Origin of the sequence: Streptomyces sp. NBC_00083 (genome assembly GCF_026343295.1) — a bacterium.
GTDB lineage: Bacteria > Actinomycetota > Actinomycetes > Streptomycetales > Streptomycetaceae > Streptomyces.
In genome coordinates this window covers 2,393,829-2,416,701 of sequence record NZ_JAPELY010000001.1, presented here as the reverse complement: position 1 = coordinate 2,416,701, position 22,873 = coordinate 2,393,829, and the positions used below count along the sequence as shown (strand labels likewise).

Annotated in this window: 20 protein-coding genes; 6 read left to right on the top strand and 14 right to left on the bottom strand. The window is 72.2% G+C overall.

Annotated elements, in window-relative coordinates; translation table 11 throughout:
- Positions 1–23: 23 nt before the first annotated feature.
- From fxsT to OOJ98_RS10660, 7 genes are all read right to left on the bottom strand, one after another.
- The gene (fxsT, locus tag OOJ98_RS10690) at positions 24–3,998 is read right to left on the bottom strand and encodes an FxSxx-COOH system tetratricopeptide repeat protein (protein ID WP_267054385.1); all 3,975 of its coding nucleotides are present in this window, start codon (positions 3,996–3,998) and stop codon (positions 24–26) included.
- On the bottom strand, positions 3,991–5,337 hold the full coding sequence (locus OOJ98_RS10685; protein ID WP_267054384.1) for a TIR-like protein FxsC: 1,347 nt from the start codon (positions 5,335–5,337) through the stop codon (positions 3,991–3,993). The genes fxsT and OOJ98_RS10685 overlap by 8 nt, the downstream gene beginning before the upstream one ends.
- A gap of 195 nt (positions 5,338–5,532) precedes the next feature.
- Positions 5,533–7,962: an FxsB family cyclophane-forming radical SAM/SPASM peptide maturase gene (locus OOJ98_RS10680; RefSeq protein ID WP_267054383.1), complete on the bottom strand. Its 2,430-nt coding sequence runs from the start codon at positions 7,960–7,962 to the stop codon at positions 5,533–5,535.
- A gap of 20 nt (positions 7,963–7,982) precedes the next feature.
- Positions 7,983–8,174, bottom strand: coding sequence for a hypothetical protein (locus OOJ98_RS10675; protein WP_267054382.1), 192 nt, complete (start codon positions 8,172–8,174; stop codon positions 7,983–7,985).
- Between the two features lie 353 nt (positions 8,175–8,527).
- The gene (locus tag OOJ98_RS10670) at positions 8,528–9,100 is read right to left on the bottom strand and encodes a helix-turn-helix domain-containing protein (RefSeq protein ID WP_267054381.1); all 573 of its coding nucleotides are present in this window, start codon (positions 9,098–9,100) and stop codon (positions 8,528–8,530) included.
- 132 nt (positions 9,101–9,232) lie between these two features.
- The gene (locus OOJ98_RS10665) at positions 9,233–9,976 is read right to left on the bottom strand and encodes a DapH/DapD/GlmU-related protein (RefSeq protein ID WP_267054380.1); all 744 of its coding nucleotides are present in this window, start codon (positions 9,974–9,976) and stop codon (positions 9,233–9,235) included.
- A gap of 91 nt (positions 9,977–10,067) precedes the next feature.
- The gene (locus OOJ98_RS10660; protein ID WP_267054379.1) at positions 10,068–10,598 is read right to left on the bottom strand and encodes a gamma carbonic anhydrase family protein; all 531 of its coding nucleotides are present in this window, start codon (positions 10,596–10,598) and stop codon (positions 10,068–10,070) included.
- 93 nt (positions 10,599–10,691) lie between these two features.
- Between OOJ98_RS10660 and OOJ98_RS10655 the strand changes: the two genes are divergently transcribed.
- The gene (locus OOJ98_RS10655) at positions 10,692–11,132 is read left to right on the top strand and encodes an SRPBCC family protein (RefSeq protein ID WP_267054378.1); all 441 of its coding nucleotides are present in this window, start codon (positions 10,692–10,694) and stop codon (positions 11,130–11,132) included.
- Positions 11,133–11,537: 405 nt separating this feature from the next.
- Here OOJ98_RS10655 and OOJ98_RS10650 read toward each other — a convergent pair whose 3' ends face one another.
- From OOJ98_RS10650 to OOJ98_RS10640, 3 genes are all read right to left on the bottom strand, one after another.
- A complete protein-coding gene (locus OOJ98_RS10650) occupies positions 11,538–12,191 on the bottom strand; it encodes a DedA family protein (protein WP_267054377.1) in 654 nt (217 codons plus the stop codon).
- A gap of 74 nt (positions 12,192–12,265) precedes the next feature.
- Positions 12,266–14,758: a beta-glucosidase gene (locus tag OOJ98_RS10645; protein WP_267054376.1), complete on the bottom strand. Its 2,493-nt coding sequence runs from the start codon at positions 14,756–14,758 to the stop codon at positions 12,266–12,268.
- Between the two features lie 283 nt (positions 14,759–15,041).
- Positions 15,042–15,479: a DUF4442 domain-containing protein gene (locus OOJ98_RS10640; RefSeq protein WP_267055593.1), complete on the bottom strand. Its 438-nt coding sequence runs from the start codon at positions 15,477–15,479 to the stop codon at positions 15,042–15,044.
- Between the two features lie 110 nt (positions 15,480–15,589).
- On the opposite strand from OOJ98_RS10640, the gene OOJ98_RS10635 reads away from it, so the two are divergent.
- Positions 15,590–16,636, top strand: coding sequence for a hypothetical protein (locus OOJ98_RS10635; protein ID WP_267054375.1), 1,047 nt, complete (start codon positions 15,590–15,592; stop codon positions 16,634–16,636).
- A 69-nt stretch (positions 16,637–16,705) separates the two neighbouring features.
- Here the strand turns inward: OOJ98_RS10635 and OOJ98_RS10630 are convergent, their stop codons facing one another.
- The 3 genes from OOJ98_RS10630 to OOJ98_RS10620 all read right to left on the bottom strand — a co-directional run bounded on the left by OOJ98_RS10630 (position 16,706) and on the right by OOJ98_RS10620 (position 19,758).
- On the bottom strand, positions 16,706–17,497 hold the full coding sequence (locus tag OOJ98_RS10630) for a spermidine synthase (protein ID WP_267055592.1): 792 nt from the start codon (positions 17,495–17,497) through the stop codon (positions 16,706–16,708).
- 124 nt (positions 17,498–17,621) lie between these two features.
- Positions 17,622–18,800 (bottom strand): elongation factor Tu, encoded by a 1,179-nt coding sequence (tuf, locus tag OOJ98_RS10625; protein WP_267054374.1) that lies wholly within the window; start codon positions 18,798–18,800, stop codon positions 17,622–17,624.
- Positions 18,801–19,059: 259 nt separating this feature from the next.
- Positions 19,060–19,758 carry a DNA alkylation repair protein gene (locus OOJ98_RS10620; protein ID WP_267054373.1) on the bottom strand — a complete coding sequence of 233 codons (699 nt, stop codon included), beginning with the start codon at positions 19,756–19,758 and terminating at the stop codon, positions 19,060–19,062.
- A gap of 84 nt (positions 19,759–19,842) precedes the next feature.
- Here OOJ98_RS10620 and OOJ98_RS10615 point away from each other — a divergent pair, with 84 nt between their 5' ends.
- Complete coding sequence (locus OOJ98_RS10615) at positions 19,843–20,547, top strand: TVP38/TMEM64 family protein (protein WP_267054372.1); 705 nt, start codon at positions 19,843–19,845, stop codon at positions 20,545–20,547.
- A 243-nt stretch (positions 20,548–20,790) separates the two neighbouring features.
- Positions 20,791–21,663, top strand: a complete 873-nt coding sequence (locus OOJ98_RS10610) for an undecaprenyl-diphosphate phosphatase (protein ID WP_267054371.1) — start codon at positions 20,791–20,793, stop codon at positions 21,661–21,663.
- 45 nt (positions 21,664–21,708) lie between these two features.
- Here the strand turns inward: OOJ98_RS10610 and OOJ98_RS10605 are convergent, their stop codons facing one another.
- Positions 21,709–22,086, bottom strand: coding sequence for a hypothetical protein (locus OOJ98_RS10605; protein WP_267054370.1), 378 nt, complete (start codon positions 22,084–22,086; stop codon positions 21,709–21,711).
- Between the two features lie 208 nt (positions 22,087–22,294).
- Here OOJ98_RS10605 and OOJ98_RS10600 point away from each other — a divergent pair, with 208 nt between their 5' ends.
- Together OOJ98_RS10600 and OOJ98_RS10595 are read left to right on the top strand one after the other, a co-directional pair.
- Positions 22,295–22,471, top strand: coding sequence for a hypothetical protein (locus tag OOJ98_RS10600; protein WP_267054369.1), 177 nt, complete (start codon positions 22,295–22,297; stop codon positions 22,469–22,471).
- Positions 22,472–22,586: 115 nt separating this feature from the next.
- A complete protein-coding gene (locus OOJ98_RS10595; RefSeq protein ID WP_267054368.1) occupies positions 22,587–22,784 on the top strand; it encodes a hypothetical protein in 198 nt (65 codons plus the stop codon).
- Positions 22,785–22,873 lie beyond the last annotated feature (89 nt).

Sequence of the window (22,873 nt, the reverse complement as noted above, 5' to 3'; positions counted from 1 at the left end):
GGCCCGAGCACTCCCCCGGGGGCTCACACCGGCTGCGGTTCCAGGTCGCGGTTGATCCGGCGCCAGGCACGCGCCGCCTCGGCGATCGGATGGTCCACGCCCAGCTGCTTCGCGGTCGGCTCCAGGATGGAGGCCCGCAGCCGCTGGGCCTCCTCCTCACGGCCGGCCGCCCGCAGCGTGATCGCCAGGTTGGAACGGCAGGCGAGCACATCGGGGTGGGTGGGGCCGAACCGCTCAAGCAGGCCCTTGAGCGCGGTGCGTTCCCACCGCTCGGCGAGGTCGGGTCGGCCCAGGTCGCCGTAGGCGTTGGCGAGGTTGATCGCGGCGCAGAGGGTGAACGGGTGGCGCGGTCCGAGGACTTCCTCCAGGGCCGCCCGCACGTCCTCGCCGCCCCGCACCGCCTCCTCCGCGGCACCGAGGCCCCGCTGATAGATGTGGACGTTGTTGCGGCAGGCCAGCGTGAAGGGGTGCTCGTCGCCCAGGGTGCTCTGGTAGCCGTCGAAGGCCTGCAGGGCGAGGTCGAGGGCGGCCTGCTTGTCGCCGGTCGCCGAGAAGTCGGCCGCCAGGTTGAGGCAGCAGGCGAGGGCGTCGGGCGCCTTGGTGCCGTACCGGCCGCGGTAGCGGTTGTACGTTTCCTCGGTCAGGCGTTTCGCCTCGTGCGGGTGGCCCGCCTTGCGCAGGGACACCGCGAGGCTCTTGGCGGTGCGCAGGGCTTCGGGCACATCGGCGTTGAGCACCCGCTCGAACGCCGCGACCACCTCGCGCAGCAACTGGACCGATGCCGTGTACTCGCCGCTCTCGCGCAGGTCGCGCGCGAGGTGGCCCTTGGTGGTGAGGGTGAACGGGTGCTCGTCGCCGAGGAGGGCGCTGCGGCGCTCCACGGTCTCCTCGTCCAGCCGGCGGGCCGCCTCGCTGTCACCGCTGAGCCGGTAGTCGATGGCGAGGTTGTTGGCGGCGATCAGGGTGCGCGGGTGGTTCTCGCCGAAGATCTGCCGCAGGCCGTGGTAGATCCGCAGGTCGCGGGTGAGCGCCTCGTCGAACCTGCCGAGCGCGCGGAGGTCGGCGGCGAGGCTGCCGGTGGTGATGAGGATGCTGGGGTGGTCGTCGTCGGGGTGGTCCTTGCGCAGGACGCTGATCTGACGGGCGAGGGTGTCCTCGTCCATCGTCCGCGCCTCCTGGTACTTGCCCTGGGCGCGCAGCGCGTTGGCCAGCTCGAAGCGGATGTTGAGGGTCTGGAGGTCGTTCTCTCCCAGTTCCCTGGTCCACACCTTGTTGAGCTGGGTGCCGAGCACCCGGGCGCTCTCCAGCTCGCCGCGCTTGAGCAGATAGCGGATGCGGTCGACCATGAGCTGGCGGACCTTCTCCTCGTCGCAGTCGGCGATGCCGGAGGCGGACAGGTGCGGCCAGATCAGTTCGAAACTGGGCCAGCTCTTGGGGTCGTTGACGGGGTTGTCGCGGTCGACGCCCTCGACGGGGCGGGCCTCGGCGAGGATCCGGTGGACCTCGTGCTTGGCCGTGTCGACCTCGACGTCGCTGAGACCGGAGCGCACCGCGGCCTGGACGAGCCGGTGCACCTGGATGCTGCTGTCCGCGGGGTCGACCTTCGCCAGCGCGAAACGGTTCAGCGTCTGGATGACCTTGCCCAGCATGTACCGGTCGCGCAGGTCGGAGTCGTACGGCAGCAGGGACTCGAACATCGAGTCGCTGCCGATGAGCCGCATCGAGATCGGTTCGGCGGAGAAGAAGGAGCAGAGCTCCAACAGGCGTACCGCCGCCTTGGATTCGTCGCGCAGCCGCCGGATGGAGATGTTCCAGGTGGCGCCGATCTGCTCCGAGTAGTCCTCGGGTTTGCCGAGCGAGAGCACCTTGGTGCTCTGCTCCCTGAGCTGTTCCACATAGGCGTCGACGGGCGTCGCCGTCTCGGCGAGCCAGGCCGCCGCGACCTCCACGGCGAGCGGCAGGTCACCGACGGCGTCGGCGACCCGGTCGGCGTCGGCGGCGGGGAGTTTCGTCACCCGGCGGCACAGGTGCTCGACGCTCTCCGGGCGGGTGAAGACCTCCACCTCTATCGCCTCGACCTGGGTGGAGGCGGGCTTGTTGCGGCAGGTGGCGAGGATGTGGCCGTAGGTCATGCCGGGGATGGGCTCGGTCTCCTCCGGGAGCAGCTTCAGCGCCCGGTCCAGGTCCTCGACGTTGTCGAAGATCAGCAGCCAGCGGGAGTAGGGCGCGCCGCGGCGCAGCGCCTGGAGCGCGGCCGTGGCCGCCTCGGCCACCACGTCGCCGGCCCTGAGGTCCATCTCGGCGGCGAGTTCGGCCAGCGAGGACACCACGCGGTCGGGCTGTTCGGCCTCGATCCACCACACGAGGTCGTAGTCGGCGCGGAAGCGGTGCGCGTACTCCCGCGCCACCTGGGTCTTGCCGACGCCGCCGAGCCCGTAGAGGACCTGCGGAAAGCGCTGGGCGGAGCGGCTGTCGCCGCGCAACTGGTCGCGCAGGCGTTCAAGGACGGAGGTGCGGCCGGTGAACCAGGCGTGCCGGGGCCGCACGTTCCAGATCTTGGGCACGCTGCCCGGGTAGCGGGGCCCCGCGGGGGCGGCGGCGAGTGCGGTGCTCGCCTCGGCGCGGTCGAAGGCCTGGAGCACGGCGGCCGCCGCGTCCTGTTCGTCGAGGCGTACGAGGTCGACGACGCCCCGGCTGCTGAGCGGCGGGCTGAGCCGTACGTCGCCCACGCGGACCGGCAGGATCTGGCGCCGCCCGCCCGCCGGGTCGAGTCCGGGCCCGGAGTCCCAGGCGGTCCTGGCGCGCTCGGTGTTGAGGTAGGCCTGCGACACGACGGGGATCACCCGGTACCCGGCCCCCGCGGTGAACTCGGCTTCGGCCGCGGCGGATTGGGGCATGCGGGCGTCGATGGGGACGACGTGGAAGCCGGCCGTCGTCAGGACGTGGACCAGCCAGTCCGCCCACATCTGGTCCTCGGCGACATGGGTCAGCACGATGTTGGAGGGCGGCATGGGCCGGCGCCTGGTGTACGCGGCGACATGGGTGAGCCGGTCGGCCTCGTCCATCGGGGGCAGCGAGTTCACCAGGCCGCCGGTGAGGACGGAGGTGAGGCGTTCGCAGGCGCTCAGCATGGAGCTGCTCACGCTGGGCGCGTCGCCGAAGGTGGCGAGGATCTCCTCGTAGGCGTAGAACGGCCGGTAGGGGACTTCGACGGTGCCCCAGTAGTTGCCGCGTTCCTCGGGGCTGAGGCCGCTGGGGAAGCCGGGGAAGCTCTCACGGGCCAGGGCGCGGCCCGCGTCGGCCTTCTCCTTCTCGCCGTCGTCGATGCGCATCGGGACGGGCAGGATGCGGATGCGCCGCTCGTGGTAGCGCTCCTCGATGTCGCGGGCCACGGCGGACGCGCCGTCGATGCTCTGGTCGCTCAACGTGAAGCAGACGACCAGCACTTCGGGCATCTGGACGGTGCAGATGTCGGCGATGTCGCTGAGGCCGGTGCGGCTGTCGATCAGCGTGTAGTCGTAGTGGCGCTGCATGTCGTCGCGCATGGCGTCGAAGAACTGGCCGCCGCCGAATCGCTCGTGGAAGTCGTCCCAGTCCATCTTCCCGACGATGGAGGGGTAGTCGCGGTTGCGCCGGCCCGCCGAGAGGAAGTCGAGGCTGCCGCCCTTGGGGAAGTTCCAGTTGAGGGAGGTGGCGTGGGGGCGCACCCGGGCGTAGTCGCGGTGCCAGTCGGGTTCGCGGTCGGCGGGGCGCCTCGCCTCGTCCTGGTAGTCGGTGATCAGGTTGATCAGACCGGGGGTGGCTTCCAGGCCGGCCAGGTCGAGGAACGGGTGGAAGAACCGGTGGAGACCCGGTGCCTCCAGGTCCCAGTCGACGGCGAGCACCCGGTATCCGTTGGCCGCCAGGATCCACGCGCAGTTGGCCAGCGCCATGGTCCGTCCGGTGCCGCCCTTGTACGAGTAGAACGTGACGACGGTCCCGTTGCGGTTCTCAGTCATCTGATGAGCCCTCCGCCTTATCACCGTAGTTCTTGTCCTGGTCCGTGCTCTGACCGCGACCACCTGGGTCCCTGGCGCCGTAGCCGATCCCGCCGGGAAGGACCCGGGGCATCGGTCCACCGCTTCCTGGCGGTGGGTAGGTCGGCGCGTTGGCCTCGTAGTGTCTGACCGCCGCCTTCACGGCCCCGGGGATCGCCTTGCTGAAGGCTTCGAGGCTGGGCAGTCCGGCGCCCGGCGTGCGGTGTCCGTCGTTCTCGTCGGCCCGCCGGGAGAGCGCGGAGTCGGTCTGCTGCGTCAACTCCTCGTTGTGGGCCCGGGTTTCGTCGTCTCCCAGGTTGCCGGGGACCAGGACGCTGATCCATGGCCGGCGGGTGGCGCACAGCTGGTCCACCAGTTCCCGGCGGCGCCTGGCGTCGAGGGCCCAGCGGTCGAGCAGCAGCAGGCCCGGCGCGGGCGGGCCGGAGGCGAGGAGCCGCTGGGGCTCAGCCTCGAAGTCGCTGAGGTGCACGGTGTAGTTCAGGTTGCGTACGACGTCGACTGTGTGGTCGGCGAGGGGTCTGGAGGAGGCCGGATGGTAGGGGTTCCAGTCGAGGGGTTCGGCGCCGTAGCAGTCCGGGCTGCGTCCGGTGGGGAGGGCGGAGCGTGAGCAGGCGAGGACGGAGACCTCCATTTCGCGGGTGGGTCCGCCGGTGGGGCCGAAGGCGGACGGCACCTTGGCATAGTCCTGGTGCGGGTCGCCGGGTTCCAGCCGGGACTGCTGGGCCACGTTCACGATGCGTTTGGCCAGCCGGTAGACGGCGCGCTCGTACTGGTCGCGCAGGTAGTTCAGCTTGATGAGGCCGTAGAAGCCCTCGTCGGCGTATTCCTCACCGAAGGTGGCGTGGTTGAACTGGAGCCGCTCGGCCGGCTGCGGCAGCTGCCTGGTCGGAACGGGCACCCACAGCGCGGGCACGACGCCGGTGACGGGGTTGCTGTTGTTGTGGCTGTTACGGCTGTTCTGTGCGGCGGCCCGGCTGGAGAAGGCGAACCACTCGCGGCCGCACTGCTCGCTGAGGAAATAGCGGGGCGAATAGAGCGGGACGAACACCTTGCAGTAGGCCAGCGCTTCGGAGAGCCGTTCCTGCCAGCCCTCTCCCGGCTGCATCTGCTGGTCCATGAAGCCGGCGCTGCCGGCCGGGAGGGGCGTCAGCTGCATCACATGGGCGCAGAGGTCCCGGAAGAACCGCTGGACCCAGAGGTTGGGGTCCTTGTCCTTGGGGTCGCTCTTCGGCGTGTGTGCGTAGCTGAGGAAGAAGTACGGCTTCTGTTCGTCTTCACCGGCCCCCACTGATCCGTGCACCACTGTCTCCCCCGGTCCAAGTGGATGGGTCCTCAGTGTAGGAACGGAAGATTCTCCGAAGGAACAGAACGAACAAACCCATTGATTGATCCACTCACGGATCCCTGATCAGATCATGACCGGAATCATGCGGCAGACATCGAGTGGATCAGTCAAAGGGCGGGAGAATTCCCGCAAATTCGCTGGGGAATTCGTTCACCTCACGGCTTCGGTACGCGCTTTCCACTCGGCGCGGTGGCGCCGCGCCGACTGCTCGGCGGCCGATTGCGCGGCCACCGGGACCGGCTCGGCCAGCCAGGCCCCGACCGTCTCGCCCATGCCCGCGACGAAGGTTTCGCCCAGGCCGGAGAGGGACCGTGAGGCCAGGAGCTCCTCGACGGCGTCCGCGGTCTGACGGCGCCAGCGGGCGAACTGCTCTGCGGCGGCGGCGCGTTGGCCGAGGTCCTGCGCCGTCTCGCGGCGCACCCGCCAGAAGTCGGTCACCGCGATGTGGGCGTACGTCCCCTGGAGCAGCCCGCCGATCGGGCGGGGATCGGGGCGCCAGGGGGCGTAGTAGAGGGCGCGGTCGGCCTTGTCGTACAGGTCGACGGCGTCGAGCACGGCGGCGAGCTTCACGTGCTGGAACTCGTGGACGACGAGCAGGGCGAGCTGATCGGGCGAGGAGGGCCTGGCCGCTCCGATCGCACCCCACGCCTCCTTGCAGGCGGCGCTGACGTTGCTGCCGTCGGGCGCGTGCAGGGGGGTGATCAGCCGCAGCCCCGCGGCCACGCCGTCCGCGTACGCGGGCAGTTCGCGCCGGATGAGGGACCACGCGGCGGTGAGGTCCTCCGCCCACAGCTTGATCTCGTCGGTGGCGATCCGCCGCGCGACCGGCCAGCTGTGGCAGTCCCGCAGCGGGTCGGTGTCCTCGATCGCCACGCTCCAGCCGTCGCCCTCGAAGAGGCGCACGGGCTGCCAGTGCGGGGCGGACCCGTCGAGGCCCTCGTGCCGGCCGATGTCGAGCCGCCGGGTGCCGGCCCGGACCGTGAACTCCTCGGCGCCGCCCCTCACTTCGGCCTCGGCGGCGCCGTCGGCCAGGCGGACGGCGCCGAGACCGGGCAGGCGCAGCCCGCCGTCCCGCACCGGAACGGTGACGCCCAGGTCGAGCCCCGCCCGCACCACCGTGGCCGCGGCGATCTCGGCGAGGCCGCCCGCGGGGGCGGCGCGGCCTTCGAGCACGCTCAGCGCCCACGGCCTGGTGTACGGGTGGGAGAGGACGGCGTCCAGTTCGGCGGGCGCCTCGGCGTCCAGATGCGTCAGGAGCTCCCAGGCCGCCGTGGCCTCCCGGTCGGAGAGCGCGATGCAGCCGCTGACGGCGGCGAGCAGCTCCTGGTTGATCTCCAGTTGGGCGGCGGCGAGGCGCGTGACGGCGTCCGCTCCCCCGTAGCCGGCGGCCAGCGCGCCGAAGTCGGCCTGCGGGAGCGGGAGTTCGGCCGGTGCCTGCGTCGGTGCGGGCACGGCCGCCTCCCGGTCTCGGATGGTGGTGACCAGGGCCAGCAGGTCGGGACAGAACACGGAGGGGTTGTCGAAGCCGCTGCCGGTGCTGCCGGTGCGGTACCGGTGGGCGTAGAGACCCCCGCCGCAGGACTCCACGACCGGGCACGCGCGGCACTGCGCGCAGAGCTGCTCGACGCCCTGCTGGCGGGCGAGCATGCCGGGGTGCTGGAGGACGTCGTCGAGCGAGTGCGTGAAGACGTCCATGCCGGTGGCGGGCGCCCCGTCGTACGACGTCTTGAGGCTGTCGGCCTGCTCGAAGGTGCCGTCGGTCTCGATCACGACGAGGTCGGCGGGGGCGAGCCCGAGGGATTCGGTGAGGCTGCTCTCGCCCCGCAGGGTGCGCAGGACGGAGTCGAAGATGCGTACCGGCACGGTGCGCCCCGCCGCGTCCCAGCGCCGGTAGACGGCATCGAGCCACGCCGCGTACGGCGTCGCGGCGCCGCCGGGGCGGGGCGGGGGCGTGTCCCAGGTGGCGTGCGGGAGGAGGAAGTCGATGCGGGGCGGCGAGAGTTCGACGAGCGCGTCGTAGACGGCGACCGGGTCGTTCTCCACGTCGATGGTGCACAGCAGGCCTGCGAACAGGGCGTGGTAGCGGGGGCGGTTGAGCAGTTCCACGGCGCGGAGGACCTTGTGGTGACTGCTGCGGCCGTCGGCGTAGCGGCGGTGCCGGTCGTTGGAGACCTTGTCGCCGTCGAGCGACACCCCGACCTTGATACCGAGTTCGAGGAAGAGGTCGCAGAACGACTCGTCGAGCAGGACGCCGTTGGTGTGCATCCGCAGGTCGAGCGCGCTCACGCCGCGCAGCGCCCGCTGGAGCTCCTCGGCGGCGCGGCGCAGCCTGGCGGGGCCCGCGAGCAGCGGTTCGCCGCCGTGCAGCACGACATGGACCGTGGGGAGCCGGTGGCGCCGGGCGTGTTCGGCGATGCGGTCCGCCACTTGGACGAGGATCTCCTCGGAGACGGCCCTGGGCCGTCCGCGCCAGCTCGTGTCCGCGTGCTCGTAGACGTAACAGTGATCGCATGCCAGGTCGCAGCGGCTGTGCACTTTCAGGACGAACTGCGACAGAGCAGGCTGAATCGGCCGGTCCATGGGGTGGGGCGATCCGCTCGTCAGAGGGCCGACTGGAAGGCGGAGGTGCCGGGCACCGCCGGATGCGCGCCGGCCGCCACCACCCTGGTCAGATTGACCGGGGCCCGGCCGGCGCTCTGCGCCGCCGCCCGCTTCACCAGCGGCAGCCGTCGGCCGGCCGGTCTGCGGGGAGCGGGGCCGGGCCGTTCGGCCGCCGAGACGAGAGCTTCCACGTGAGCGCCTTTCGGACTGGAGCACCGTTTTTTCAGTGGGCGTTGCGACCGGTGTGGCCACTGCCGCCTCCTGGGACCACACAACTGCGTGGGTCCGTGCCCGGGTTCGGCGTGGACGTCGAAATCACCCGCACGGGTGGTTTCGTTGGAGGTGAACACGGCCCGTTCGTCGCCCCGGGGCCACGGGAGCGACGATAGTCAGCCTCCACCCGGCGCGGGCCCGATTACCAGATACGGGCGCACATTCAGCCAGAATGCGAGGGTGAACCGATCGGAGTGCGACCCGGAGCGTCACGGATCTCACCCCCAACCGGCCGCGCCCGTAAGGAGTTCGGCCGCGGCGGCGTCTTCCCTCAGCGTTCGAAGGGGACGGATACGGCCATCGTCATCTCGACCGTGTCGGGGCCCTCATTACCGTACGTGTGTGCCGTGTTGGCCTCGAACGACGCCGAATGGCCCGCCGGGATCTGGTGGTTGACGCCGTCCACGCGCAGGGTGAGCGTGCCCCGGGTGACGTGGAGCAGCTCGATCGTGCCGGCCGGGTGCGGGTCGGAGGGGCTCGCGTCGCCGGGCGCCAGCGTCCAGTGCCAGAGTTCGAGCGGGCCGGGCGCCTCGGTGCCGGCGAGCAGGGTGCTGTGGCTCCCGCGCTCGCTCGACCAGAGCCGGACGGCCTGCTCGGGCGGGACGATGCGTACGGCGGGGCCGCTCTCGTAGTCGAGCAGGGTGGTGATGCTCACGCCGAGCGCGTCGCCGATCTTCACGACGGTGCCCACGCTCGGGTTGGTCCTGGCCTGCTCGATCTGGATGAGCATCCCGCGGCTGACTCCGGCACGGGCGGCGAGGGCTTCCAGGGTGAAGCCGCGCTCGGTGCGCCAGCGCTTGACGTTGCGGGCCAGTGACTGGGTCAGCAGTTCGAGGTCCGACACATTCCGTCCCTGAGGTGGGCCCCGGGAGGCCGTCCGGTGTTGAGTGACAGGCCGTCTGGTGCGCCCACCGGTCTCCGCTGTCGCCCCACTCTACTGCGGGGCACCACGGGGCTTGGTGGCGCGACGGGCAGGTCAGGCCTCCTCCGAGGTCAACTCCGCTATGGCGAGCAGCTGTTCCGGTGTGACGCCCTCCGGGATGGGCACCGGCGCGGGGGTGCGCAGCGGCGGCTGCCAGCCGTCCCGCTCGTTCCAGGTGCGTACGATCTTCGCGGGCGCGCCGGCCACCACCGCGTGGTCGGGCACCTCACCGCGGACGACGGCGCCCGCCGCCACCACGACGTTGCGGCCCAGCCGCGCGCCGGGCAGCACCACCGCGCCGGTGCCGAGCCAGCAGCCGGGGCCGATCTCGACGGGCTCCATGCGCGGCCACTGCTTGCCGACGGGCTGGTGCGGGTCGTCGTAGCTGTGGTTGGTCGAGGTGATGTAGACGTACGGGCCGCAGTACGTGTCCGAGCCGATGGTGACGGTGGTGTCGGCGATGATGTGGCTGCCCCGGCCGAGCACGACTCCGTTGCCCAGGGTCAGGATCGGCTCGGCCCCGAGGTCGAGGCCGGGCATCATTCCGGCCGTGAGGGTGACCTGTTCGCCGATAATGCAGTGGTCGCCCAGCTCGATCCAGGGTTCGCCGAACACCGTGCCCTGCGGGAAGGCGAGGCGGGTTCCCCCGCCGATCCGGCGGAAGCGCAGCTTGCCGGGGTGTTCCGCGGTGACCGCGCCCGCCTCCTTGATGAGGCCCCAACCGCCGTGGACCGCGCGGGAGGCGATCCGGCGCCGCCAGGCGGTCAGCGATGAGAACGTGTTTCTGTTCTTGGGCACCCGCTCACGGTACTCATCGCCGACCGGGTCGATCACCGCCGACGCCTGTGATCTTCCGCTCAGCGCGGGGCGGCAGGCGCCCCGCGCGGGCTCAGCCGCTGTGCGCCGCGCGGTGGTCCTCGGCGAGGCCGCGGTACATCAGGGCGTTGACCTTGATCCCCTCCCGCTCCTCGTCGGTGAGCGCGCGCCGCACCTTCGCCGGTACGCCCGCGACCAGGGAGCCGGGCGGCACGTCCATGCCCTGCGGCACGAGCGCGTGGGCCGCGATCAGCGAGCCGGCGCCGATGCGGGCGCCGTTGAGGACCGTGGCGCCCATGCCGACCAGGACGTCGTCCTCGACGGTGCAGCCGTGCAGCACCGCGTTGTGGCCCACCGTGACGCGCTCGCCGACGGTGACCGGGAAGCCGGGGTCCACATGGACGGTGCAGTTGTCCTGGATGTTGCTCTCGGCGCCGATGACGATCGGCCCGCAGTCGGCGCGCAGGACCGCGTGGTACCAGACGCTCGCGCCGTCGGCCAGGGTCACCTCGCCGAGCACCACCGAGGTGGGTGCGGTGAATGCGGTCGGGGCGATCTCGGGCTTCTTGCCGCCCACTGCCACGACCAACGCCTGCTCTGCCATGCGCCACTCCTTGTACGGACTTCATCGCGCCGGGTGTCACGCTAAGCGACGACGTTGCGCCGCTCGCGGCCGGGGCCCGCTTAGGATCGCGCGATGGCACTCTTCCGGATCGACCGCCGCACCGAACTGACCCCCGACGAGGCGTGGCGGCGGCTCACCGACTGGGAACGGCACGGCGACGGCGTGCCGTTGACCCGCGTCGTCGTGCGCACCGCCCCGCCCACCGGCAGGGGCACGGTCTTCTCGGCCCGCACCGGCCTGGGACGGCTCTGCTTCGAGGACCCGATGGAGATCACCCGCTGGCAGCCACCGGTCCCGGGCACGCCGGGGCGGTGCCGCCTGGAGAAGCGGGGCCGCACGATTCGTGGCTGGGCCGAGATCGAGGTGGGGGCGGCGGGCTCGGGGGCGTACGTGGTCTGGCGCGAGGAGTTGCGGGTACGGGGCGTGCCGGGCGCCCTCGATCCGCTGACGGCGCTCGCGGGGCGCGTCGTCTTCGGCCGGGCCGCGAAGGTACTGCTCCGCGACACCCCCTGATCGCACCTCCCCCGCGACGGTCACGAGCCGCGGGGCTCGGTGCCGGGTGCCCTACTGGGGGCGGTGGGCTCGGTGCCGGGTGCCCTACGTCTTTAGGGGCGCGGGGAACTGCGCGAGACGCGGGCACGGTCCGCACCCGAAAGCGGGGTTGCTGGGGCTCCGCCCCAGACCCCGTTCGCGCCTTAAGGGCGCTCGTCCTCAAACGCCGGACGGGCTGAGGAGGTGGCCCGGGACAGGCGCGCTGACAAGAGGGGCGAGGATGCGGGGGCTGGGCACCCTGCCAAGGGCGACCCACCCAGGGGCCCGGGGAACTGCGCAAGACGCGGGCACGGTGTGCAGACGACGGGTCGGGCCTGCGTCTCGGTGGGCCGGGATCCCGACACCCCGCCCGCCCGCCGCAGGCGATCAGTCGCCGGCCGGGACGTTCTCCCGCGAGCGCGCCGCCTCCGCCTCCGCCATGGACTTCTTCGCCCGGTTCTTGACGATCAGCATCGACGCGACGCCGATGAGCAGCGCCGCCACCAGACCGAGGTACGAGAAGTTCTTCAGCCAGGACTCGGCGACGATGCCGAGGTAGTAGATGACGGCCGTGGTGCCGCCGGCCCAGCAGATGCCGCCGAGCACGTTGGCGATGAGGAACTTCCAGTACGGCATGTGCAGGACGCCCGCGAGCGGCCCCGCGAAGATGCGCAGCAGGGCGATGAAACGGCCGAAGAAGACGGCCCACATGCCCCACTTCTGGAAGGACCGCTCGGCCATGGCGACATGGCCCTCGCTGAAGTGCTTGGGGAACTTGCGGCCCAGCCACGCGATGAGCGGCCTGCCTCCCTTGCGGCCGATGGCGTAGCCGATCGAGTCGCCGACCACCGCACCGGCGGTGGCGCAGGCGCCGAGCACGACGGGGTTGATGTGCCCCTGCTGTGAGGCGAGCAGCGCCGCGCTGACCAGGACGATCTCGCCGGGCAGCGGGATGCCGAGGCTTTCCACGCCGATGACGAGCGCCACCAGGAGATAGACACTGACGGCGGGGATGTGCTCCAGCCACTCCTGGATGTGCAACGCGCTTCCTCCCGCTCGCACCGGGTCACGGCCCGGCGTGCGCCCCCCTGGCGCACGCCGGGAAGCCTACCCGGTCAGGGCTGAGGGGCGGCCGGGGCCGATGCGACTTGGCCACGGCCGACGAGCCGCAGCTCGCGCGCGGAGACGCCCACGCCGACCTCGCGCGTTCCGGTGCCGAGCACCCAGCCGTGCCGGGCCGGGTCCCACGAGGAGAGCGAGCGGGACGGGATGCGTACGGTCACGCGCCGGTCGGCACCGGCCTCCAGCTCCAGGCGGCGGTAGCCGGCCAGGGCGCGGCGCGCCTGGTCGAGGCGGAGGTCGGGCGAGGGACCGAGGTAGACCTGGGCCACCGTGACGCCGGCGCGGCTGCCGGTGTTGCGGACGGTGAAGCCGACGGCGAGCCCGTCGCCGTCGGGCCCGACGGTCAGACCGGAGTAGGCGAACGTGGTGTAGGACAGGCCGTGTCCGAAGGGGAAGAGCGGCGTCACGCCTTGGGCGTCGTACCAGCGGTAGCCGAGGTGGATGCCCTCGGAGTACTCCTGCGTTCCGTTCACGCCGGGGTAGCGGCGCGGCTCCTTCGCCACCGGGTGGCGGTCGTCGGAGGCCGGGAAGGTCTGGGTGAGCCGGCCGCCGGGGTCGCACTCCCCGAACAGGACGGCCGCGGTGGCCTCGGCGCCCTCCTGGCCTGGGTAGTACATCTGCAGGACGGCGCCGGTGCGCGCCAGCCACGGCATGGTGGTGCTGGACGAGGTGTTGAGCACCACCGTGGTGCGGGGGTTGGCGGCGGCGACCGCGTCGATCAGCTCGTTCTGGTGGCCGGGCAGGGCGAGGCCGGTGCGGTCGGCCCCCTCGGTGGCGTCCTCGTACGCGAACAGGACCACGCTCTCGGCCGCCCGTGCGGCGCGCACCGCGTCGGCGACGTCGGCGGCCCGGGTCGCGCCCGTGGTGCGGCGGAGCCGGAAGAGCTGGCCCTTGCCGCCGCCCTTCGCGGAGACGGTGAGCCGGTGCGGGCCGGCGGCGAGGGCGACCGTGCTGCGGCGGACGTCCAGGCCGTCGGGGGCGGCGCCGACGAGTCCGCCGCCGAACAGTTCGCCGAGGCCGGGCGCGGGCGGGAAGAGTTCGGTGTCGTCGAGGACGACCTTGGGACGGTCACCGCTGTAGTGGATGGTGAAGGTCCACTCGTCGGGGTCGGTCACGGTGAGCGTGCCGTCGTAGGTGAAGGTGACGCCGGCGGCGACGCGCTGCCCCTCGAAGTCGGCGCCCGCCGAAGTGCCGGGCAGCGGCTTGCCGTAGAGGTCCTCGCCCATGGTGTAGGTGACGTCGGCGTCCTTGCCCGCGTGGGCCCTGATGGCGTCGAGGGGGCTCTGCGCACGGTCGGGGACGACGTGCGCGCTGCCGCCTCCGCCGATGAACGGGAGGGCTCCGGTGGGGCCGATCACGGCGATGGAACGGGCCGCGGCGCCGGTGAGGGGGAGGGTGGCGGCCCGGTTCTGGAGCAGGGTCGCGCCCGCTTTGGCGATCTTGAGAGCGACGTCGGCGCCGGCCTGCGGGTCGCGGGCGGGCCGGGCGGGAGCTTCGGTATCGAGCAGCGAGAAGCGCTCCATGACGCCGAGGACACGGCGTACGGAGCGGTCGACCAGCGCCACGGCCACGCTGCCGTCGCCCACGGCTTTCTTCAGGGCGTCGCCGAAGTAGGGGCCGCTCGGCATCTCCATGTCGAGCCCCGCGGTGAGGGAGGCGACGGTGCTGTGCGCGGCGAACCAGTCGGTCATCACCCACCCCTCGAAGCCCCAGCCGTCGCGCAGGATGTCGCTGAGAAGTGGCTTGTTCTCGCAGGCGTAGGCCCCGTTGACCTTGTTGTACGCGCCCATCACGGCGCCCGCCTTCGCGGTGACGGCCGCTTCGAAGCCGCGCAGCTCCATTTCGTGGAGGGGCTGTTCGGCGATGCGGACGTCGATGGAGGTGCGGTTCTGCTCCTGGTTGTTCAGGGCGAAGTGCTTGACGGTGGCGATGAGGCCCTGGCTCTGGATGCCGCGGATCTCCTCGGCGACGAGGTCCGCGCTGAGCAGCGGGTCCTCGGAGAAGGTCTCGAAGTTGCGGCCGGCGTACGGGGTCCTGATCAGGTTGACCATGGGGGCGAGGACGACGTCCTGGCCGAGCGCGCGTCCTTCGCGGCCGAGCACCTCGCCGTAGGCGCGGGCCAGCTCCGGGTCGAAGGTGGCGGCGAGCAGCACGGGGGCGGGCAGCGCCGTCGCGTGTTCCCTCACGCGCAGGCCGGCGGGCCCGTCGGCGAGCCGGAGCGGGGGGATGCCGAGGCGGGGCACGCCGGCGAGGTAGCCGGCCTGGCCGAGGCCGTGCGGGTCGGCCGAGCCGTGCAGCAGGGCGATCTTCTCGTCGAGGGTGAGGCGGACGAGCAGTGATTCGACCCTCGGTGAGGCCGGGGGGCCGGTGCGGGCCCGGGGCAGGGCGGCGGCGGGGGCGGTGAGGGTGCCGGTCGCGGCCGCCGCGACCGTGACGGCGCCGCCGAGCAGACGCAGTGCTGACCTTCGGGTAACCGGGTGGGACATGGACCGTCACTCCTTTGTGCGCGGGCACGACGTGATGGACCGCGGCACGGCCGGCGGTCCCTGATCAGCGTGTGAACGCACTATGCGTCACGTCGGAGTTGACCATCCGTCAGGCGCCCCGGGCATCGCGCAACCTGGGACCGTCCGGTGGAAGGCGGGTGCCCGCGGTGCCGGGGAAACGCCGAAGGCGCCCCCGGTCGTGGCCGGGGGCGCCTTCGGGTACGCCGAGGCTCGCGTGCGCCGGCCTTACGCAGCGGCTCGCGCGCCCACGCTCAGCGGGTGATCAGGAGTTGGGGCGCAGGGTCCATACGACGGTCATCTCGCCGGTCACGGCGCCGTCGGCGCGGGTGATCTCGATGACGACCGGGAACTCGGGGCGCTGCCCCGCGTCCAGCTCGGCCACCACGTCGGCGATGGGGCGGCCCAGGGTCGCGGTCGCGGTGACGACGCCCATGGCGAGCTTCTTGTAGCCGATTTCCGCCTTGACGGCGAGCGGCACGGCCCGGCTCATCTGGTCGCCGAAGGCGGCGATGACGATCGCGCCGCTGGCGGACTCGGCGAGCGTGAACATGGCGCCGGCGTGGGGTCCGCCGACGTGGTTGTGGTAGTCGCTCTGGTCCGGCAGCCGCACCACGGCACGCTCGGGGGTGGTTTCGAGGAACTCCAGGTTGAGGGTCCTCGCCATGGGAACGGTGGCGGCGAGCATCTCGCCCACGGACATCTGATCAGCGCTCATGGGACCCGATGTTACCCATGAGTAGCAGCCCTTGGCCATCCCCCGGCGGGGGCGGCCGTAGCAGGAGCACGGGTGCACCTCTATGGTTACTGGCCATGTGGCCAGGACAGCAGCCGCCCGGGGGCGAGCAGAACCCGCAGGATCCGAATCAGAACCCGTACCAGCAGCCGGGGTACCAGCAGCCGAATCCCTATCAGCAGCCGGGCCCGCAGCCCGCGCAGCAGCCCGGGTATCCACCGCAGGGTTACCAGACGCCCAACCCGTACCAGCAGCCGACGGTGCCGCAGTACCCGGTCGGCAGCCCACCCGGGCCGCCGCAGCCGCCGAAGAACGACAAGAAGAAGACCACCCTCATCGCCATCGTCGCGGCTGCCGCCGTGGTCGTGGCCGCCGTCGTGACCGGCGTGGTGGTCCTCAAGGACGACGGCAAGGGCACCGACCAGGCCGACGGCAAGGACAAGAAGTCGCCCTCGGCGTCCGGTTCGAATTCGGCCGCACCCTCCTCCGCCGCCCCCAACCCGCGTGGCGCCGGCACCGACGTCCAGCCGGTCATCGCCGGCTGGAAGGTCGTGGTGAACCCCACCCGGGGCGACGCCTTCGACGTACCGCCGGACTGGGAGGTCGACAGCCCCGGCATGAGCGTGGGCTGGTCCGACAAGGCGGACCCCAACGGGTTCGGCGGCATGATGATGTCCTCGCCCGCCTACTACAAGTCGAAGTGGTGCACCACCAAGAGCGGTGGCGGCAGCGACGAGAACACCGCGCTCGCCAGCGTCGGCACGAAGGGTGCCAACGGCGCCAAGTCGACCGCCGACGCGGCCGAGCAGGCCGACGACTGGCTGTACTACGCCTACACGCAGCCGGACAAGAACAACATCACCTCGGAGAAGCCGGTCCCCTACACGACCAAGTCCGGCCTCCAGGGCAGCGTGGTCCGCGCCAAGGCGACCAACGTGAAGAAGACGGACAAGTGCTCCACCGACGGCCAGTCCGTGCTCTTCGGCTTCAAGACCGCCAAGGGCGACCTCGCCGCGTGGAGCCTCATCGCCAACACGGGCGTGCCGGACGCGATCACCGAGGACACCATCCAGAAGATCCTCACCACGATCCGTCTGGTGCCGACCTCCGGCTCCGGTTCCTGACGCGACCGCTGTAGGTCGCGGCCGCTTCCGGCCGCGACCGCCCGGCCGCGCGTGGGGCGCGCCCCGGCCTCAGCCGATGCTGAACGCGCCGTCGGGCGGCTCCGGTGAGGGCCGCGCGTCGGCGTCCGTGACCGGCCGGGCGTCGCCGACGAAGCGGCGCAGCGCGTCGCCGTGCTCGACCCGGGCAGGGAAGGCGTCCCCCGCGGTGCGCCGGGCGAGCGCCGCCACGTCCAGGGGGCGGGCCGAGGCGAGCAGCACCGCGTTCCCGAAGCGCCGTCCGCGCAGGACCGATGGTTCGGCGATCAGCGCGACTTCCGCGAACACCGCGCCGAAGGTGGCGAGTTGGGAGCGGAGGAAGGTGAAGGGCGCGCCGTCCGCGAGGTTGGCCGCATAGACACCGCCCGGCTTCAGGACCCGCTGGGCCGCCTGGGCGTAGGTGAGCGAGGTGAGGTGCGCGGGGACCCGCGACCCGCCGAACACATCGGCCACGAGCAGGTCGGCCGAGGCCGCGGGGGCCCGCTCCACCCACTCCCTGGCGTCGGCGGCGTGCACCTCGATCCCGGCGTCCGGCGGCACCGGCAGGTGTTCACGGACGAGTTGGATCAGCGCCCGGTCGGCGTCCACCACGTCCTGGCGCGAGCCGGGCCTGGTCGCGGCGACGTAACGGGGCAGGGTGAGCGCGCCGCCACCGAGGTGCAGCACGTCCAGGGGCGCGCCTTCGTCGGCCGCGCAGTCCACGACGTGGGCGAGGCGGCGCAGGTATTCGAACTCGATGTACGTCGGGTCGTCGAGGTCCACGTACGACTGGGGCGCGCCGTCCACGGTCAGCAGCCAGGCCCGTTTCCGGTCGACGTCGGGCATCAGCTTGGCGGTGCCCCAGTCGACGTCCCGGGTGACGGGAATCGGTTCGGCGTGCGGCTCGTCTCTCACCTCCCCATTGTGCGCCCCGCCCCCACCCGGGTGCGGGTGGGGGCGGGGTGCCCGGTCAGAGGAGCGTGCCGACCGTTCCGGCGCCGACGGTGCGGCCCCCCTCGCGGATCGCGAAGCCGAGGCCCGGCTCCAGCGGGGTGTCGCGGCCGAGTTCCACGGTCATCGTGACCGTCTCGCCGGGCCGCGCCGCCGCGAGTTCGCCGAGGTCCACGTCGCCGACCACGTCCGCGGTGCGGATGTAGAACTGCGGGCGGTAGCCGGTGGCGATCGGCGTGGAGCGGCCCCCCTCACGCGTGGACAGGACGTACACCCGCGCGGTGAACCTGCGGCTCGGCGTGAGGCTGCCGGGCTCGGCGACCACGTGCCCGCGGCGGACCGCGTCGCGCGGCACCCCGCGCAGGAGCAGCGCGACGTTGTCGCCGGCCTGCGCCGACTCCATCGGCTTGCCGAACGTCTCCACCCCCGTGACCACGGACTCGGTGTCCGCGCCCAGGATCTGGACCCGGTCGCCGACCCGCACCGTGCCGCGCTCCACGGCCCCGGTGACGACGGTCCCGCGCCCGGTGATGGTGAGTACGTTCTCGACCGGCAGCAGGAACGGGGCGTCGACATAGCGCTCGGGCAGCGGCACATACGTGTCCACCGCGTCGAGCAGCGCTCCGATCGCCTCGGTCCACCGTGGCTCGCCCGCCAGGGCCTTGAGCCCCGAGACCCGCACGACGGGCACGGTGTCGCCGCCGTATCCGTGCGCGGAGAGCAGCTCGCGCACTTCGAGCTCGACGAGGTCCGTCAGTTCCTCGTCACCCGCGTCCGCCTTGTTGAGCGCCACCACGATGTGGTCGACGCCCACTTGGCGGGCGAGCAGGACGTGCTCGGCGGTCTGCGGCATGATCCCGTCGAGCGCCGACACGACGAGGATCGCCCCGTCGAGCTGGGCGGCGCCGGTGACCATGTTCTTGACGTAGTCGGCGTGGCCCGGCATGTCGATGTGCGCGTAGTGGCGGGTCTCGGTCTCGTACTCGACGTGCGCGATGTTGATGGTGATGCCGCGGGCGGCCTCCTCCGGGGCCCGGTCGATCCGGTCGAACGGAACGTATTGGGTGGTGCTGCCGCTGCCGCGCTCGGCGAGCACCTTGGTGATGGCGGCGGTCAGCGTCGTCTTGCCGTGGTCGACGTGGCCCATGGTGCCGATGTTGAGGTGCGGCTTGGTGCGCACGTATGCCGTCTTGGGCATGGCTGAATGTCCCTCGCATGATCGCAAAGCGGTGCTGGGACCCCTGAGATCCGGCCGACCCTCCCCGTGCGGGGTCCGCCGGAATCTCCGGGAAGGGTCAGCTTCGGGCGCCGCCGAGGGGCGCTGCGGGTGCGACGGCGTACGCGGCCGTGGTGGCGGCAGCCTTCGGCGCGTCCGCGACTGCGGACGGCGCTGCGAGGAAGGCGTACCTGGACATGCCGCCGATCATCCCTGGTGGGCGACGGCGCGTCGAATGGTTTTACAGGTTCTTCAGGGCCTCGCGCACGGACAGCGGCGACAGGTGCGCGCGCTCGGCCGCCACGAACGCGCGGACCGCGCCCGGGTCGGTCCTGGCGTACTCGCGCAGGCTCCAGCCGATGGCCTTGCGGATGAAGAAGTCCGGGTGGCCGCCCTGGCGCACACAGTGGCCGAACAGCCGGTCTGCGTCGGTGCGTTGCTTGTAGGTGAGCTGGTGGAGGAGGGCGGTGCGGACGATCCAGAGGTCCTCGTCCTCGATCCACGCGTCCATCACCGCCGTCAGCTCCTCGTCGGCGGCGACGAGCGGCCCGACGACGTGCGCGGCGAGGTGGTCGACCGTGTCCCACCAGGAGGTGGTGGCGACGAGGTGCCGGGCGACGGGAAGGAACCCGGACGAGCAGACCCGGACATGGCGGCGCAGGTAGTCCACGGCGAAGTAGTGGTACTCGCGCTCCTCCAGCGCCCAGCACCGCAGCGCGACGGCCGCGCAGTCCGCCTCCGAGGGCGCGGGGAGCCCGTCGAGCACGGCCCTCGACAACGCGCGGCGTTCGGGGGTGCGGATGCCGAGGAAGGGCGCGATGCCTTTCATGTACGCGACCATCTCGGCGGCCCGGTGCGGGTTCGCGGCGCCCGAGTAGACCTCGACGAGGCGCGCGAGGACGTCGTCGGCGAGCGGGCTGCGGGGCGCACGGGGGGTCATGGGGCCCACCGTACGCACGGCGGGACCGGCCGCGGGGGACCTCGGTCACGGCGGGCGGGCGTCCCGGTCGGTTACTCTCCCCAAATGTCCGAGACCGCCGCCCGGCCCACGTCCGCCCTCGCCGCCCGCTGCGGCAGAGCGCTCCTGTCGCCGTGGTCGCGGTTCACGCTGCTGGTGCTCGTCCTGGTGGCCGCCGGGTCCGCGGTACTCGTCCTGCAGCCGCAGCGGATGCTCGCCGACGGCTGGCCGCCGCACGTGGGCGGGGCGGGTGCGGTGGCGCTCTTCGCGGTGGCGTACGGCCTGTGCACGGCGGCGTTCGTGCCGCGCCCGATCCTCAATCTGGCGGCGGGGGCCCTGTTCGCCACCACGGCCGGACTCGTCGCCGCGCTCGTGGGCACGGTGCTCGGCGCGGGCATCTCGTTCGGCCTGGTCCGGATGCTCGGCCAGGACGCACTGCGCCCGCTGCTGCGGGGGCGCTGGCTGACGGCGGCCGACGGGCAGCTGTCGCGGCACGGGTTCCGTTCGATGATGGCGATCCGCCTGTTCCCCGGGGTGCCGTTCGCCGCCGCCAACTACTGCGCGGCGGTCTCCCGCATGGGGTGGGCGCCGTTCCTGCTCGCGACGGGCGCGGGGTCGGTGCCCAACACCCTGGCGTACGTCGTCGCGGGCAGCAGCGCCTCGTCGCCGACCTCGCCCGCCTTCCTGATCGCGATGGGCTTCATCGTCGTGAGCGGCATCGCGGCCGCCGCCGTGGCCTGGCGCAAACGCCACCGCCTGCGCCGGGACTAGGCCGGCAGGGAGCAGGCCACCTGCGGGCGCGCGCGCCGAGCCGCATCCCCGCCCCGCAACCCTCCGTTTTCCCGCGGCGCGATCCTCCCGCAACCGTCCGTTCACCCGCGGTGGCTACCGTGCGGCTCGGTCCGTGCAAGATCGCCGGAGTTGGGGTGCGCCCGTGCCGTCCCCGAACGCTTCGGCCGGTCCGACGTGCCCGCACGGCCCTCACCCCGACCCCCTTGGATGGCGCAGCAACCCATGTCTTGGTTCGAATCGTTCATACTCGGGCTCGTCCAGGGTCTTACGGAGTTCCTGCCCATCTCCTCCAGCGCGCACCTGCGGCTGACCGCGGCGTTCGCGGGCTGGCACGATCCGGGCGCCGCGTTCACCGCCATCACCCAGATCGGCACCGAGACGGCCGTCCTGATCTACTTCCGCTCGGACATCGCGCGCATCGTCTCCACCTGGTTCCGGTCCCTCACCGACCGTGCGCTGCGCGGCGACAGCGACGCGCGCATGGGCTGGCTCGTCATCGTCGGCTCGATTCCGATCGGGGTGCTCGGCATCGTCCTGAAGGACCAGATCGACACCTCCTTCCGCGATCTGCGGGTCATCGCGACCACCCTCGTCGTGATGGGCGTCGTGCTCGGGATCGCCGACCGGCTCGCGGCCCGCGACGAGTCGGGCGGGCGCCACCGCGCGGCGCGTGAGCGCAAGTCGCTGCACGAACTCAGCACCAGGGACGGTTTGATCTACGGCATGTGCCAGGCCATGGCGCTCATCCCCGGCGTCTCCCGCTCGGGCGCCACCATCAGCGGCGGCCTCCTCATGGGCTACACCCGCGAGGCGGCGGCCCGTTACTCCTTCCTGCTCGCCGTCCCCGCCGTTCTCGCCTCCGGGGTCTTCGAGTTGAAGGACGCGGGCGGCCCCGGACAGGCCCCCATGCTGCCCACGCTGTTCGCCGCGGTCATCGCCTTCGGCGTGGGTTACGCGGTCATCGCCTGGTTCATGTCGTTCATCTCCAACAAGAGCTTCATGCCCTTCGTGGTCTACCGGATCGTGCTCGGCGTCGTGCTGTTCGTGCTCATCGGCGCCGGCACCCTCAGCCCCGACGCGGGCGGCGGGCTCTGACCCGGCGGCGCCGCCCGCCACGCTCGGCCACTCGGCCCCGGCCGTTCAGCCGGCCGCGGGGTCGGGTCCGTCCCCCTTGACCTCCTCGGCGCGCAGCGCCAAGTCCTGCAGCACGTCGGCCGACGACACGTCCTGCTCCCCGGAGTCGTGGACCTGGGCGAGCGCCACGAACGCCAGGCTGAACGCGGCCACCAGCTGCCGGATGGCGCCGCCGACCTCCCGGGCCACCAGGGTCGCCATCTCCTGCGGCGTCGCGTCGGCAGGGATCGCGATGTGCGGCATCGTCTCGTTGAGCAGAGCGGTGACGATGCCGATCTCCGTTTCCCCGCCGCTCCGTTCGCCGTCCTGCTCCATACGGCGGCGGTAGTCCCCGGCCTCGGTGAGAATGCCGATCACTCGCTTGAGAACCTCGCTCTGCTCCATGCCGCGAGGATAGGCGGCGGCCACCGCGGCGGTACGCGACAACGCCCGGACCGCGCCGGACAGTTGAGCGGGCCCCGCCGGGACCTGTCCGGTTCCGGCCCTCGGCACCCGCGCCGACCGGCCCCGCCACCGCGCTCAACCGGCCGGTGTTGGCTGAGAGTTCCCACTCCGTGGCGCTCGGTCACCTCATGGCCGTAGGCTTGTCCTCATGCCCCCGACTTTCGACCGCCGCTGCCTTCGCCCTGCCGACGTGGTGAACGCGGAGATCCGCTCGCTGTGGGAGCAGTCCGACGGACGCCTCTCCCCCGACGAGGAGGAGCGCTACCGGCGGCTCCTCGTCGAGTGGGCCGCCGCGGTGCGCGACGACACCGCGCAAGCGGCCTGATCCCGCGCCTCCCAAACCCCCGCACCCTGTGACCTTGCCCACCCCGCACCCCGCCCACCTGGGCTTTGACCAATTCACGCGCCCGCCGGGGCGGTCGGGCCCGTAGCCTGGACGCATGTCTTCCTCCCCCGACCGGCCCGGCACCGCGCCGCCCGACGCGGATGCCGCCAACGACGCCATCCGTGCGCTCGTCGACGGCGCGGACGGGCAGTGGCCCGCGGAGGAGTACGAGCGGCTGCTCGCCGACTGGGCGGCGGCCGTGGGCGACGCGGCGCCGCTCGCCGCGGGAGCCACCGCACGGCCGCGGGCCTGAGCGCCCCGCACATCCCGTCCCGTCCTCCCACCCCGTCCCGTCCGGGCACATCCCGGCTCCGCCCGGCCCAGGCCGAGCGAATTCCGGTT

Excerpts from the sequence above, each read along its gene's own strand:
- OOJ98_RS10615 (WP_267054372.1), top strand. The coding sequence starts at position 19,843 with ATGTCCGAGACCGCCGCCCGGCCCACGTCCGCCCTCGCCGCCCGCTGC.
- OOJ98_RS10640 (WP_267055593.1), bottom strand. The coding sequence starts at position 15,479 with ATGTCCGTGGGCGAGATGCTCGCCGCCACCGTTCCCATGGCGAGGACC.
- OOJ98_RS10620 (WP_267054373.1), bottom strand. The coding sequence starts at position 19,758 with ATGACCCCCCGTGCGCCCCGCAGCCCGCTCGCCGACGACGTCCTCGCG.
- OOJ98_RS10645 (WP_267054376.1), bottom strand. The coding sequence starts at position 14,758 with ATGTCCCACCCGGTTACCCGAAGGTCAGCACTGCGTCTGCTCGGCGGC.
- OOJ98_RS10600 (WP_267054369.1), top strand. The coding sequence starts at position 22,295 with ATGCCCCCGACTTTCGACCGCCGCTGCCTTCGCCCTGCCGACGTGGTG.
- OOJ98_RS10655 (WP_267054378.1), top strand. The coding sequence starts at position 10,692 with ATGGCACTCTTCCGGATCGACCGCCGCACCGAACTGACCCCCGACGAG.
- tuf (WP_267054374.1), bottom strand. The coding sequence starts at position 18,800 with ATGCCCAAGACGGCATACGTGCGCACCAAGCCGCACCTCAACATCGGC.
- OOJ98_RS10660 (WP_267054379.1), bottom strand. The coding sequence starts at position 10,598 with ATGGCAGAGCAGGCGTTGGTCGTGGCAGTGGGCGGCAAGAAGCCCGAG.
- OOJ98_RS10610 (WP_267054371.1), top strand. The coding sequence starts at position 20,791 with ATGTCTTGGTTCGAATCGTTCATACTCGGGCTCGTCCAGGGTCTTACG.
- OOJ98_RS10595 (WP_267054368.1), top strand. The coding sequence starts at position 22,587 with ATGTCTTCCTCCCCCGACCGGCCCGGCACCGCGCCGCCCGACGCGGAT.
- OOJ98_RS10605 (WP_267054370.1), bottom strand. The coding sequence starts at position 22,086 with ATGGAGCAGAGCGAGGTTCTCAAGCGAGTGATCGGCATTCTCACCGAG.
- OOJ98_RS10630 (WP_267055592.1), bottom strand. The coding sequence starts at position 17,497 with ATGCCCGACGTCGACCGGAAACGGGCCTGGCTGCTGACCGTGGACGGC.
- OOJ98_RS10680 (WP_267054383.1), bottom strand. The coding sequence starts at position 7,962 with ATGGACCGGCCGATTCAGCCTGCTCTGTCGCAGTTCGTCCTGAAAGTG.
- fxsT (WP_267054385.1), bottom strand. The coding sequence starts at position 3,998 with ATGACTGAGAACCGCAACGGGACCGTCGTCACGTTCTACTCGTACAAG.
- OOJ98_RS10635 (WP_267054375.1), top strand. The coding sequence starts at position 15,590 with ATGTGGCCAGGACAGCAGCCGCCCGGGGGCGAGCAGAACCCGCAGGAT.